General features: G+C 68.2%; 13 protein-coding genes and 1 riboswitch. Of the genes, 5 read left to right on the plus strand and 8 right to left on the minus strand.

The genetic code is table 11. The features are described 5' to 3' along the window. Nucleotides 1-5: 5 nt before the first annotated feature. Nucleotides 6-229: riboswitch (cobalamin riboswitch) on the minus strand. Nucleotides 230-290: 61 nt separating this feature from the next. Continuing rightward, on the plus strand, nt 291-1418 hold the full coding sequence (locus ACW5IY_RS02350) for an acyltransferase family protein (RefSeq protein WP_197638485.1): 1128 nt from the start codon (nt 291-293) through the stop codon (nt 1416-1418). Between the two features lie 127 nt (nt 1419-1545). Further along, entirely contained in the window at nt 1546-2124 is a 579-nt protein-coding gene (locus ACW5IY_RS02355; protein ID WP_049435151.1) for a histidine phosphatase family protein, read from the plus strand. Between the two features lie 89 nt (nt 2125-2213). Here the strand turns inward: ACW5IY_RS02355 and ACW5IY_RS02360 are convergent, their stop codons facing one another. Next, nucleotides 2214-2576, minus strand: coding sequence for a TfoX/Sxy family protein (locus ACW5IY_RS02360; protein WP_049435150.1), 363 nt, complete (start codon nt 2574-2576; stop codon nt 2214-2216). Then, nucleotides 2573-3055 carry a GAF domain-containing protein gene (locus ACW5IY_RS02365; RefSeq protein WP_049435149.1) on the minus strand — a complete coding sequence of 161 codons (483 nt, stop codon included), beginning with the start codon at nt 3053-3055 and terminating at the stop codon, nt 2573-2575. The genes ACW5IY_RS02360 and ACW5IY_RS02365 overlap by 4 nt, the downstream gene beginning before the upstream one ends. Nucleotides 3056-3123: 68 nt before the next feature. Here ACW5IY_RS02365 and bioD point away from each other — a divergent pair, with 68 nt between their 5' ends. Further along, a complete protein-coding gene (bioD, locus tag ACW5IY_RS02370) occupies nt 3124-3807 on the plus strand; it encodes a dethiobiotin synthase (protein WP_049435148.1) in 684 nt (227 codons plus the stop codon). Nucleotides 3808-3885: 78 nt separating this feature from the next. Here bioD and ACW5IY_RS02375 read toward each other — a convergent pair whose 3' ends face one another. From ACW5IY_RS02375 to msrB, 4 genes are all read right to left on the minus strand, one after another. Beyond that, a complete protein-coding gene (locus tag ACW5IY_RS02375) occupies nt 3886-5337 on the minus strand; it encodes an aminotransferase-like domain-containing protein (RefSeq protein WP_049435147.1) in 1452 nt (483 codons plus the stop codon). Nucleotides 5338-5543: 206 nt separating this feature from the next. Continuing rightward, nucleotides 5544-6281 (minus strand): peptide-methionine (S)-S-oxide reductase MsrA, encoded by a 738-nt coding sequence (gene msrA / locus ACW5IY_RS02380; protein ID WP_049435146.1) that lies wholly within the window; start codon nt 6279-6281, stop codon nt 5544-5546. A 14-nt stretch (nt 6282-6295) separates the two neighbouring features. Further along, nucleotides 6296-8062, minus strand: a complete 1767-nt coding sequence (locus ACW5IY_RS02385; protein WP_049435145.1) for a cytochrome c biogenesis protein DipZ — start codon at nt 8060-8062, stop codon at nt 6296-6298. A 2-nt stretch (nt 8063-8064) separates the two neighbouring features. Continuing rightward, nucleotides 8065-8640: a peptide-methionine (R)-S-oxide reductase MsrB gene (msrB, locus tag ACW5IY_RS02390; RefSeq protein WP_049435144.1), complete on the minus strand. Its 576-nt coding sequence runs from the start codon at nt 8638-8640 to the stop codon at nt 8065-8067. 144 nt (nt 8641-8784) lie between these two features. Between msrB and ACW5IY_RS02395 the strand changes: the two genes are divergently transcribed. Together ACW5IY_RS02395 and ACW5IY_RS02400 are read left to right on the plus strand one after the other, a co-directional pair. Then, nucleotides 8785-9504, plus strand: coding sequence for a response regulator transcription factor (locus ACW5IY_RS02395; protein WP_014645826.1), 720 nt, complete (start codon nt 8785-8787; stop codon nt 9502-9504). Beyond that, the gene (locus ACW5IY_RS02400) at nt 9501-10970 is read left to right on the plus strand and encodes a sensor histidine kinase (protein WP_049435143.1); all 1470 of its coding nucleotides are present in this window, start codon (nt 9501-9503) and stop codon (nt 10968-10970) included. Before ACW5IY_RS02395 ends, ACW5IY_RS02400 begins: the two co-directional genes overlap by 4 nt. On the opposite strand, the gene ACW5IY_RS02405 is transcribed toward ACW5IY_RS02400, so the two are convergent. Both ACW5IY_RS02405 and ACW5IY_RS02410 read right to left on the minus strand, forming a co-directional pair. After that, nucleotides 10967-12313, minus strand: coding sequence for an ATP-binding protein (locus ACW5IY_RS02405; protein WP_049435142.1), 1347 nt, complete (start codon nt 12311-12313; stop codon nt 10967-10969). The two genes, ACW5IY_RS02400 and ACW5IY_RS02405, sit on opposite strands and share 4 nt — an antisense overlap. Continuing rightward, a complete protein-coding gene (locus ACW5IY_RS02410; protein ID WP_010484092.1) occupies nt 12310-12999 on the minus strand; it encodes a winged helix-turn-helix domain-containing protein in 690 nt (229 codons plus the stop codon). Before ACW5IY_RS02410 ends, ACW5IY_RS02405 begins: the two co-directional genes overlap by 4 nt. Nucleotides 13000-13280: the final 281 nt, after the last annotated feature.

The raw sequence follows: 13280 nt of genomic DNA on the forward strand, positions 1-13280 counted from the left end.
GCATCGCGACCTGAGGCTTCCGGGCCGGTCTCCGGGCTTGCCGCCGGGTGGCCTGGGGCCACCCGTCCAGGCGCCTTCCCATGCGCGCGGCACAGTGGCGGTGTTGCCTGGAACTGACGTGCTTACCGTTGCGGGGGCAGCGCCGGCCTGGCGTGGAATCACGCGTCACCGGCTTCCCGTTTCAACCTGCCGGCCACGGCCGCAGGTCACCTGGAAGTGGGCGCAGTCTACGGCATCGCCAGCTGGTAGAGTGAAGGCCGTCGCACGCACTGCGGTTGGGAAGCGGGAACATGGTTGCAAAGGATCGCTTGCAGTTCCTCGATTCGCTTCGAGGCTTGGCCGCCGTCTATGTCGTGCTGTTTCACGTCCAGTCGATGCCAGCGCCGGCGTTGCCCGTTGCGGCCGGGTTGTTGCCGGTACTGCAGCTGGGAGCCACCGGCGTCGCCCTGTTCTTCGTGATCAGCGCGTTCTCCCTGTGCTACACCCAGCCTCGCCACAGGGCCAGCGGGCGGCCCTTGCTGAGTTTCTACCTGCACCGCTTCCTGCGGATTGCGCCGCTGTTCTACGCGCTGCTGGCGTTCTCGATCTTCCGCGATGGCCGAGGCAGCCATGCCGGCCATCCCTGGGCCGAGATCGCTGCCAATGCCACGTTCACCTTCAACCTGTTCCCCGGCTGGGAGCAGGGCATTGTCTGGGCCAGCTGGGCGGTTGGCGTGGAAATGCTGTTCTACGCCATTTTCCCTGCGCTGTACCTGCTGGTGAATGACGGACGCCGGGCCTGGATGCTCCTCTTGTCGCTGCTGGGGCTGGCGGCGTTGGCCGGAACCGGCGCGCTGGGTGCACGCGCGGAAGCTTCACTGGGCGGCTATGGCTGGCTGACGCACGCGCCCGTGTTTGCGATGGGGCTGGTGGCGTTCCACGCCTACAACGCGCTCTCACAAGTGCCTCCGGCGCGGGCGCGCTGGTGGGGGATGGCACTCAACCTGGCCGGTGCCCTGTTGCTGTTGCTGGTCGTGGCGGGAATCGCAGGTGGCTGGAGCGGGGCAGGACAATGGCAGCTGGCCGGCCTGGGCTATCTGGCAGTGCTGTTGGGTTGCTCGCAATGCCCGCCGCGTCTGCTCGTCAACCGGGCGACGGCTTGGCTGGGTACGGTGAGTTACTCGCTCTACCTGGGTCATCCCATTGTCATCGCTGTGCTGGGACCGGTGCTGCGCCGGTTGCTTGCGTATGTTGGTGACGGGACATCCGGCTATCTGTTGTGCGCCGCACTGGTGCTGGCGGTCGCACTCCCGCTGGCTGCGCTGGGACATCGTTGCATTGAAGCACCCATGATTCGACTGGGTAAACGCATGATGGCGTCGCTGTCTGCTTCACGCGCAGGACTCCGTACTGGGCAGGCTGAGGGCGGCCCACGCTAGAATGACGCGCCCCGCTATGGGGACGCTGTCCGGAAGTGGTGTTCATGATGTTGCTTCAATCGCCGATCTCTCCTGCGCCGTGCGCGTACCCGTCACTGACCAGCGTGCTGCACGCGGTTGCGGTGCCATGATCCTCGACCTGGTCCGCCATGCCGGCAACGGTCGCGATGAGTTCCTCGATGGACGCAGCGACCCACCGCAGCTGGCCCGCCTGCCGCAGGAACTGGTCGACGCCTACGCCGCGCAGCCCTGGGAGCGGGTGATCAGTTCGCCACGGCTGCGCTCGCTGCACACGGCGATGGCCCTGGCCACCCCGCGTGGGCTGGACGTGGAAGCGGACGAGGAATGGGAAGAGCTGGACTTCGGCGATTGGGACGGGCAGTCGCTGTTCGACCTGCCGGAGGACGCACTGGCCGCCTTCCATGCCGACCCGCACGCGTTCCCGCCGCCGAACGGTGAAAGCTGGGGCCACTTCGAGCGGCGCATTGCGCGCGCGCTGGATCGCCTGCTCGATGATGAGGATCCGGTGCCGACGCTGGTGGTCAGCCATGGTGGCCCGCTGCGCATGGTGCTCTCGCAGGTCTGCGGCCTGCCGATGTCGCTGTGCTGGGCCCTGCGCATCGATCACGGCACGCGGCTGCGGGTGTGGCTGGAACGTGGTGAGGTCGGGCTGGTGGGCGAGCTGCTGGAGCTGCAGCAGCCCTGATCTGCTCTTGTAGAGCCGAGCCATGCTCGGCTGCACTTCGATCAGAAAGGCCAGCCAAGCGTGGGCTCGGCTCTACAGAAGGGCGCGGCTCAATCCTCGTCCGCGCGCTCGGCAACGCTGTCTTCAGCGTCATCACCGGCATCGAAGCGCTGCTCATGTACCGGGCCCGACGCCGGGCCGGCTGCCTTCAGCGGATGCGCGGCGATGCGCGCTTCATAGTCCTGCACCAGCGCATCGCGCTGCGGCTCGCTCAGTTCCTGCCAGTGGCAGTCCAGCAGTGCGCCTTCCAGGGAGTACAGCAGGTTCAGGCTGGGCTTGAAGCCCGCGCGCTTGACCTTGACGAAGGCGCCCACGGCACCGATCGCAACCAGGTCTTCGCGGCTGCGCAGGCCGACCTGGCGCAGCCACGCCGCACTTTTCGGGCCGATGTTGCGCAGCTTCGGTGCGCTCATCCCAGCGCCTCGACGAACACGCGGGCGATGGCTTCCAGGCCGGCCTGGTCGTCGGCATCAAAGCGGCCGACCTTGGGGCTGTCGATATCGAACACGCCGATCAGTTCATCACCGCGCAGCAGCGGCACCACCAGCTCCGAACGCGAGGCCGAATCGCAGGCGATATGGCCGGGGAAGGCATCGACGTCGTCCACGCGCTGGGTCACGCGCTGGCTGGCGGCTGCACCGCACACGCCCTTGTCCAGCGGAATGCGCACGCAGGCCGGCAGGCCCTGGAACGGGCCGACCACCAGCTCCTTGCCGTCGTACAGGTAGAAGCCCACCCAGTTCAGGTCGGGCAGGGCGTGGTAGACCAGTGCCGAGAGGTTGGCCGCGTTGGCGATGCGGTCGGACTCGGCGTAGACCAGGCCACGGGCCTGTTCCAGCAGCTGGGCGTATTGTTCCGGCTTGCTGCCGGTGAGCGAGGCATTGGTGAACATGCCCGCAGTCTAGCAAGCGCGCCGGGCCGGCGATAATGCACACACAGTTGCCCTGTTGGAGCCCTTCGATGCCGTTGCCCGCCACGCTGCCGCCCGCCCTGTTCGTTACCGGCACCGATACCGAGATCGGCAAGACCGCCACCAGCACCGCCTTGCTGCATGCGCTGCGCCGGCGCGGCCTGCGCGCGGTCGGCATGAAGCCGGTGGCCAGCGGCAGCGAAGACCTGGGGCAGGGCCTGCGCAACGAGGACGCGCTGGCACTGCAGGCGGCCAGCTGGCCGGTACCGGACTATGCCGATCTGAACCCGTATGCGTTGCGCCAGCCGCTGGCCCCAGAACTGGCCGCCGCCGAGGATGGCGTGCAGGTGGAACTGGCGCCGATCGTGGCTGCATTCGAGCGTCTGCGCGCGCAGGCTGACATCGTGGTGGTGGAGGGTGTCGGCGGTTGGTTGGCACCGGTTTCGGCCACGCTGGACCAGCTCGATCTGGTGCGCGCGTTGCGTCTGCCCGTACTGCTGGTGGTGGGCATGCGCCTGGGTTGCGTCAACCATGCGCGGCTGACCGCGCAGTCGCTGCAGGCCAGCGGCGTGCAGTGCCTGGGCTGGATCGGCAACCACATTGATCCTGCGATGCAGCGCCAGGACGAGAACATCGCCACGCTGCAGCAGCGCCTGCCGATGCCGTGCTGGGGGCGGCTGCCGCATCTGCCGGGGGCGGATGGCCAGATCCTGAGCACGTACCTGCTCGATTGACCTGCTTCCTGTAGAGCCGAGCCCATGCTCGGCTCAGCGGGGACCATTGACGAAGGGCAGCCGAGCGTAGGCTCGGCTCTACAGGAGCTGGCGCGCCGCCAGCTCCCGCGCAATCGCACCCAGCCGCTCCACCGCGCCGATGAAGCGCGCATCCAGCGTCTGGCAGCACGACAGCCGCAGGCAATGCCGGTAGCGCGCGCCGCGCGAATACACCTGGCCGGGCATGAACACGATGTCCTCCTGCAGCGCACGCTCGAACAGCTCGCGCGTATCCACGCCCGGTAGTTCCAGCCACAGCAGGAATCCGCCCTGCGGCTCGGTGGCGCGGGTGCCGGGCGGGAAATGTTCGGCCACCAGCTGGCGCAGCCGCCCTACCTGTTCGCGATACAGACGACGCATGCGATGCAGGTGGTGCTCGTAGCTGCCCGCTTCCAGATAGGCTGCGACTGCGTCACCCAGCAGCTGCGGTTCCCCGCCGGTGGACTGGAATTTCAGCAGTGCGATGCGCTCGGCGAAGCGGCCGCCCTCCAGCCAGCCGATGCGATAGTCCGGCGCCAGCGTCTTGGAAAAGCCACCGACCACCATCACCCAGCCGTTGCGATCAAAGGCTTTCAACAAGGGTGCCGGCGGTTCGCAGAACTGCAGCTCGGCATACACCGCATCTTCGATCAGTGGCAGCTGGCGCGCGTTGACCAGTTCGGCCAGGCGTTGCTTGGCCACTGTCGGCATGGTGCAGCCGAGCGGATTGTGCACGGTGGGCATCACCACCAGTGCGGCCAGCGGCGTGTGCTCCAGCAGCGCATCCAGCGCATCCACGTCGAGCCCGTGCTGCGGGTGGGTGGGCAGTTCGATGGCCTGCAGGCCCAGGTTGGCCAACAACGGGTAGAGGTTGAAGTAGGACGGCGCCTCGATGCCGACCGCATCACCTGGCTGGGTTACTGCACGCAACGCCAGCTGCAGCGCTTCCATTGCACCGTGGGTCAGCAGCAGGCGCTCGGCGTGGGTGTGCAGGCCCATGCGCGGACCACGGCGCACGATCTGCGCCAGCAGCCGCGGCGAACCATTCGGGCGCGCGTAGGTCTCCACCGTCTGCTGGCCATGGCGCAGCACCTGCGCGGTGTGTCTGGCCAACTGCGCGCCGGGGTAGAACTGGCGACCGCGCGGGCCGGCGAAGGCCAGGTCGATCACGCCGGGGCGACGTTGTGCCTCCAGTACCCGGGCCATCAGCACCTGCTGCAGTGGTGCGGTGGGCGCGGACGGGGTGTCGCGCAGCGACCGTTCCGGCACCGACAATCGTGGCGCAACCTCGAAACCGGCCTTGGGCCGCGGAATCACCAGGCCGGCATCTTCCAGCTGGCGATAGGCGGCAATCACCGTGTTCAGGCTGAGCCTGCGCTGCAGGGCCATCTGCCGAAGCGAAGGCAGGCGGCTGCCTACTGGAAGCCGGCCGCCGTGGATGGCCTCGGCCAGTTCGTCGGACAGCCGTTGGTAGCGGGGTGGGATCATCGCGCCCTGGTCATCTGTATCCATCGAATTTCCCGCCATCTGGTGCTGTACCCATGATGATGGCGAGACTAGCATGTCGTTGTCGGCCGGGCCTGATCGGGGCACGGCCGATACTTCCCAAGCGCACGGCTGGATGGCCGTGCGTCTTTTTTTGTGTAGAGCCGAGCCCATGCTCGGCTGCTGTTGGCGGAAGAGCAGCCGAGCGTGGGCTCGGCTCTACATGAGCGTCGTTACCGCATCGGCACCAGCGCCGCATCGCGCCGGTACAACGCCGGGAACTGCTTGCCCAGCGCGGCCAGCTTCGGCGCGTCGTAGTAGCGGATGTAGGCCGCCTGCGGGTAGTTCGTCATGTAGTTCTGGTGGTAGCTCTCGGCCGGGTGGAAGTGCTGGCCGCTGACCAGCTGGGTGACGATCGGCGCGCGGTAGCTGCCGGCCTGGCCGAGCTGGGCGATGTAGGCGCGGCTGGCCGCCTGCTGGCGTGCGTCGTCAGTGAAAATCGCCGATCGGTACTGGCTGCCGTGGTCCGGCCCCTGGCGGTTGAGCTGGGTCGGATCGTGAACTACCGAGAAGAACACCTGCATCAGCTGCCCGTAGCTGACCTGGCGCGGGTCGTAGTCGATTTTCACCGCTTCGGCATGACCGGTCTGGCCTCCGCTGACGCGCTCGTAGCGTGCATCGGCGCCGCTGCCACCGATGTAGCCGGAGACTGCGTTGCTCACACCCTTGACGTGCTGGAACACGCCCTGCACGCCCCAGAAGCAACCGCCGGCGAACACCACGCTGGCGTGGGTGGCGTCATCGCGGAACGCGGCGTCGCCCGTGGGTGCCGGTAGTGCCTGGGTCTGCGCGCTGGCTTCGAGCGGTGCCGCGATGGCGCCGTGGTCAACGAGTAGCACACCGGCGATCAATGCCGTGGCCACCAGACCTGCAACACCGGCGGCGATGCCCTGTTCAAAGGAGAGTTTCATCGTGTGCTCCCGGTTCAACCGAAGGTGAAGGCATAGGCCTGCACACCCGCGTCGAGGAACTCGATCTCGAAGCGATGCGGGCCGACCGTGCCGCGCTGGCGGATCAGCTGGTACAGGCGGTGCTCGTCGACCACACCGCTGCCATCGGCACCGACATCGCTGCCGGCATCGGCGGCAGGCAGTGGCTTGCCGTCCAACAACACGCGGAAGCGCACCGGCTTTCCTTCCTGGGCCGGCGCCAGCACCAGGTGCAGGTCGCGCGCATGGAACTGGAAGGCGATGCGTCCACCGGCCTGCTGCAGCTGTGCCGCTTCGTCGGTGACGGTCCAGCGCCCCGACAGTCCCCACTGGTTCAACGCCAGGGTGGCCGGCAAGGTGTAGTCGAACGCGGCATCACTGCGCTGCCCGCCGGGCGAGGCGAACTGCTCGGCGCGGGCGTGGCCCAGATAGGTTTCCGGTGAGCGCAGATTGCCCATGTCGGCCTGCGCAGCCACACCCTTCAGATCAGCGGCAGCGGGATCAGCCGGTGGCGGCAGATGGGTCTGGCCCGCTTCGGTCAGCAGGCGACGGATCATCTGTTCCGAGCGCGCGTAGTTGCCCTCGCCGAACTGGTGGCCGCGGATGTTGCCCTGCGCGTCGACGAAGTACTGCGCCGGCCAGTAGCGGTTGTTGAACGCGCGCCAGATCGTGTAATGGTTGTCGAGCGCCACCGGGTACTCGACCTTGAGTTGCTGCACGGCCTTCATCACATTGCGCGGGTCACGTTCGAAGGCGAACTCCGGCGTGTGCACGCCGACCACCACCAGGCCGTGGTCACGGTAGCGGCGTTCCCATTCGTGCACGAACGGCATCGCGCGCAGGCAGTTGATGCAGGAGTACGTCCAGAAATCGACCAGCACTACCTTGCCGCGCAGCTGCTGGTTCGTCAGCGGCGGGCTGTTGAGCCAGCCGGTGGCGCCGTCCAGCGCGGGCAGGGTGCCTTCCACCGGCAGCGGTGCATCGGCTGCGGCGTTGGCACCGGCCATCATCATCGGCGGTGCCGCCGGCTGCGCGCTGGGTACCGCATCCAGCAGGCCCTGCTCGATGCGTGCGGTGCTGACCGTCGAAAGACGGGTGAGCAGGCCGGTATCCCAGCCCAGACCGATCGCCACCACCGCCAGCAGCGCGGCTACGCCCAGCACCTTGCGCACGACGTCACCCAGGCCAAGGCGGGCCTGCAGCGCACGGAAAACGCGGCCGCCCACCCACACCGCCAGTGCCAGTGCGGTGATTGCGCCCAGCGCATACGCCAGCAGCAGGGTACTGGTGCCGACGCTGGCACCGTGCAGGGCGGCGCCGGTCAGCACCAGGCCGAGGATTGGCCCGGCGCAGGGTGCCCACAGCAGGCCGGTGGCGATGCCGATCAGCAGCGAGGTCCACGCGCCGCCGTGCCCCGCAGCATCCGCCGCATCGGCACGCGCGCTCAGGCGGGCACCCACGCGCTGGAACGGCGCCAGCAGATGGTCGGCCAGTCGTGGCCATAGCAGGGCGACTGCGAACAACGCCATCAGCAGCAGGGCGATCCAGCGTCCAACCTGGTTGGCCTGGGCCACCCATTGGCTGCCCACCGCGGCCAGGCTGGCGACCACGGTGAAGGTCAGTGCCATGCCCAGCAGCAGCGGTAGCGTGCTGCGCAGGAACGGACGGTCGGCACGCGCGAACACGAACGGCAGCACCGGCAGGATGCAGGGGCTGAGCAGGGTCAGCGCGCCCCCCAGGTAGGCAAGCAGCAACAGCAGCATCGTCAGGCTCCGGAAACAGGGGAAGAACCGACCGGCACCCGCCAACCGTCGGCAGTGCCGCCATCAGTGGCACCGGGAACGAACACCATCGCCGCACCGTTCATGCAGTAGCGCAGCCCGGTCGGGCGTGGGCCATCGTTGAATACATGGCCAAGGTGGCCGCCACAGCGACGGCAGTGCACCTCCACCCGCAGCATCCCGAAGGTGACGTCGCGGTCTTCGCCGATGGCGTTGTGCAGCGGCGCCCAGAAGCTGGGCCAGCCGGTGCCGCTCTCGAACTTGGTGGAGGAGGAGAACAGCGGCAGTGCACAGCCGGCGCAGGCGAAAGTGCCCTGCCGGTGTTCCTTGTTGAGCGGGCTGCTGTACGGGCGCTCGGTGGCCTGCTGGCGCAGTACGGCGTACTGCGCCGGGGTCAGCTGCTGGCGCCACTGTGCATCGCTGTGCATGACCTCGAACTGTCGCGACGGGCGCGCTTCGGCGGCCGCAGGGGCGGCGCGGCTGCATGCCCCCAGGCCGAACAGGCCGGCGGCGGTGGCAACACCGCCCAGGCCCAGCAGATGGCGGCGGGACAGGGACATGGCGGACTCCGGGAAGGGGCGACGGGGCCATGCTGCGCCCGCCCGGGTCAACGAATCCTCACGCAGGATTCAATTTTTCGTGAGGTATCGGCGGCCGTCCCGCGCCACAATGCAGCCAGCCTCCCCACTGGCCCCGAGCTGCCGATGTCGACCAAACGCGTGCTGATCGTTGAAGACGATGCCCACATCGCCGACCTGCTGCGCATGCATCTGGGCGATGAGGGTTACGACGTCGCCCATGCCGCCAGTGGCGATGCCGGCCTGCGCCTGCTTGAGCAGGATGGTCCGTGGGATGCGCTGGTGCTGGACGTGATGCTGCCCGGCGTGGATGGCCTGCAGGTCTGCCAGCGTGCACGCGCGATGGCGCGTTATGTGCCGATCATCATCATCAGTGCGCGTGGCAGCGAAACCCAGCGCATCGTCGGCCTGGAACTGGGCGCGGATGACTACCTGGCAAAGCCCTTCTCGATGCCGGAGCTGGTGGCACGGGTGCGCGCATTGCTGCGCCGCGCCGAGGCGATGGCGCAGAGTGCCCGCATCGATGCCGGCGCGATCGAACTGGGTGGCCTGCAGCTGGATCCGGTTGCGCGTACCGCCTCGGTGGATGGCAACACGCTGGAGCTGACGCCGCGCGAGTTCGACCTGCTGCTGTTCTTTGCCCGTCATCCGGACCAGGTGTTCGCGCGCATGGAGCTGCTCAACCAGGTCTGGGGCTACCAGCACGACGGCTACGAACACACGGTCAACACCCACATCAACCGCCTGCGCAGCAAGATCGAGCCGGACCCGGCCAATCCACGGCGGCTGCTGACGGTGTGGGGCCGTGGCTACAAGCTGGTCGACCCGGCCGGGGCGGCGGCATGATCAAGCCGAACCTGTGGCAGAAGCTGGCGGCGGTGATCGCCGCGCTGATGCTGATGTGCTGCATGGCGCTGCTGGCACTGCAGATGCGTGCCAATACCCGCCACGAGCAGGAGGTGGTGCAGCGGCTGTCGCTGGGCCTGGCCGAGCACATCGCCCAGCGCAGCGAGCTGATGGATACCAGCGGCATGCGCGATGCCGCGGTGCGCGCGCTGTTCGGCCAGTTGATGGCGGTCAATCCCAGCGTCGAGGTCTACCTGCTGGACGACCAGGGTCGCATCCTTGGCCACGATGCACCCAGTGGGCATCTGGTGCGCAACCGGGTGGACGTGGCGCCGCTGCGTCGCCTGCTGGCCGGTGCGCCGTTGCCGATCCTCGGCGATGACCCGCGCAGCGCGGATGGCCGCAAGGTGTTCAGTGCAGCACCGCTGATCGTGCAGGGCCGCCAGGCCGGCTATGTGTACGTGGTGCTGGTCGGCGAGCACCGGCAGATGCTGGCCGACGATCTCGCCGCCGGCAGCCAGTGGAACACCACGCTATGGTCAGTAGTGCTGGTGGGGGGGCTCGGCCTGCTGGCCGGGCTGGTGGCGTTCTACTGGGTGACCCGCCCACTGCGGCGGCTGACCCGCCGCATCCAGGCGTTCGACATCGACGCACCGACGCCGCTACCGCCGCCGGAGCCGCTGCGCCCCGGCGAGCGCGACGAACTGGTGATCCTCGAACACGCGCACGCACAGATGGCGCAGCGGCTGGGTGAGCAGTGGCAGCAGCTGCGCCAGCAGGACCTGCAGCGCCGCGAGCTGGTCGCCAACATCTCGCACGACCTGCGTACGCCGTTGTCGTCACTGCACGGCTACCTGGAAACGCTGGCATTGAAGGACGCCGCACTGTCGCCGGATGAGCGCCGCCGCTACCTCGGTATCGCGCTGGCGCAGAGCGCCAAGGTTGGCCGGCTGGCGCGTGCGCTGTTTGAGCTGGCGCGGCTGGAACATGGCGAAGTGCGCCTGGAGTGGGAGGTGTTCGCGCTGCCGGAACTGCTGCAGGACGTACTGCAGAAGTTCGAGCTGGCCGCGCAGGCGCGCAACCAGCGCCTGCACGCCGGGTTCCCGCCGGGCCTGCCACTGGTGCGCGCCGACTTGGGCCTGGTCGAGCGGGTGCTGACCAACCTGCTCGACAACGCGTTGCGGCATGCGCCGGAGGGTGGCCGGATCGAGGTGTGCCTGCGCGCGACGCCGGACAGCGTTGAGGTGACTGTTGCCGACGACGGCCCCGGCGTAGCCCCCGCGCTGCGTGCGCAGCTGTTCCAGGCGCCGGCCGCGCTGGGCGCACGACGCGGTGACAACGGTGGCCTCGGCCTGTTGATCGTGCAGCGCATCGTGCAGCTACATGGGCGCCGGATCGAATTGCGCGACAGCGAGCAGGGCGCGCTGTTCGTGTTTGCCTTGCCACGCGCGGAACCGGCGGTCTAGCAGGTCGTCTCGCCCTCCACGGCACCACCGCTTTCCAGCGGCAGGTGCAGGCGGATGCAGGCACCGCCCAACTCCGAATCGGTCACCTCGACGTGGCCGCCATGCTTGTCGGCCACCACCTGCACCAGCGCCAGGCCGAGGCCGAAACCGGGGCTGCCCGGATCCAGCCGCACATAGGGTTGCAGCACCTGGCCGCGCAGTTCGGGCGCAATGCCGGGGCCGTCGTCCTCCACCTGCAGGCACAGCCAGCCGTCGTTGACGGTGCTGGCGATGCGGATCTGCCGCCGCGCGTAGCGCAGGGCATTGCCGAGCAGGTTGCGCAACGCCAGTTCCAGCATGTGCCGGTTGACGTTGACCAGCCCCGCCGGCGACAGCGCCTGCTGCACCGGCATCGGCAACGGCGCGAACTGGGCCACCACGCCGCGCACCAGTGCCGCCAACTGCAGGCGCTGGCGGGTCAGCTGGTGACAGCGACCGAGTGCGGCGTACTCGACGCCGGCATCGGTGAGGTGCTGCAGCCGATCGACATCGGTACGCAGCCCGCCCAGCGCATCGCGCTGCACATCGTCGAGTGCGGTGTCCTCCAGGTCGGCCAGGCCGAAGCGCATCCGCGCCAATGGCGTGCGGACTTCGTGCGCCACCGCCTGGGCCAGTACGCGCTGGCTCTCCAGCAGCTGCTGCAGCTGCTCGGCCATGTGGTTGAAGGCATTGGCCAGCGGCCGCACCAGCGCGGTACCGGCGCGCGGCGCGCGCGTGTCCAGCTGGCCATCGCGCATCTGCCGGGCGGCCTGGGCCAGCTGCGAGACGTCGCGCCACAGGCGGTAGACCATCACGTACATCGGCAGCGCCACGGCCACCATCAGGATCAGCAGCAGGATCGCCACGCCGGACACTTCGCTGTCCTGCCAGCCTTCCTCCGGCAGCGCTTCATCCAGTGGCCCCAGCATCACGGCATAGTCGCTGTCACCGATCCGCTGCAGGCTGCGCATGTGTTCGAGGTCGATCTGCACCCGGCCGTTGTTGAGCGGCGGTCGCTGGCTGGCCGACAGCTCTTTTTCCGCCTCGGCCAGCGGCACCATCCGCAGGGCATAGGCGAAGTCGGCGTCGAGCCCGCGTGCCAGCGCCGGCCATTGCTCGCGCGGTGTTTCCGCGAAGCGCTGCTGCAGCAGCGCATGGGTGCCACGCATCTCGGCCAGCAGGCTGGCTTCGGTGCGGTCTTCCAGCAGCGCATCCCAAGCCCACAGGCCAAGCACGATCAGCAGCAGGTGGGCGACCAGGAAGCCGATGCCGTAGCGCAGGAAGTGGAAGGCGTGGCCGCGCATGGCCGAAGGCGTGCGCTTCATCCCCATGCCGAGCGGCTGAACAGGTAGCCGCGTCCACGCACGGTCTTGATCCGCTCCGGTTGTTCAGGGTTGTCGCCCAGCTTGCGGCGCAGGCGCGAGATGCGTGCATCGATCGAACGGTCCAGGCCATCAAAGGCGATGCCACGCAGGCCGCGCAGCAGTGCATCGCGGTCCAGGATCTGGCCGGCGTTGCTGGCCAGCAGGAACAGCAGGTCGAACTCGGCCGTGGTCAGCTCCAGCAGGCCGCCCTGCAGGTGCACATTGCGGGTGGACGGGTCGATGTTCAGCTCGCCGAAGCGCAGGCTGCCGTCGCGCGGTTCGACCCGGCGATGGCGGCGCAGGTGCGCACGCAGGCGGGCCAGCAGCACCCGCGGTTCGATGGGTTTGCCGATGTAATCGTCGGCCCCCAGCTCCAGTCCCAGCACCTGGTCGATGTTGTCGGTGCGGGCGGTCAGCACACAGATGATGCCGTCATAGTGGGGCCGGATCTGCCGACACACTTCGAAACCATCCTGGTCGGGCAGGCCGACATCGAGCAGGACCAGGGCCGGCTTCTCGGCCAGGATCCGGGCTACCGCGCGCTCACCACTGCGCTCATGGGCCACCTGGTAGCCATGCCGCTGCAGATAGTCGCTGACCATCGTACCCAGGCGGGCATCGTCTTCGACCAGTACGATATCCAGCATTTTCAAGGCCTCCGTGGGGCATACGTACCGCCACGGCACGAGCGCGGCGATGCTATCCCAGCCTTCGGGCCACCCGGGTCCAGGGGGCGGGCGCCATTCAGCCGGGGTTGCTGGCGCGCGGGCCGGGCCTCAGGCCTGGCAACAACTTGGCGTCCAGCATAGCTTGTTGCCGTTACAAAACGTTACCTTCGCGATACGTCTGGTGACCATCGCTGACAGCAAAGCGACTGACGCGGGGCAGGTGCGGCGCCGAGCATGGAGTCTCCTCCGCTCCGCGTGCC

The organism is Stenotrophomonas sp. C-A (genome assembly GCF_054030835.1).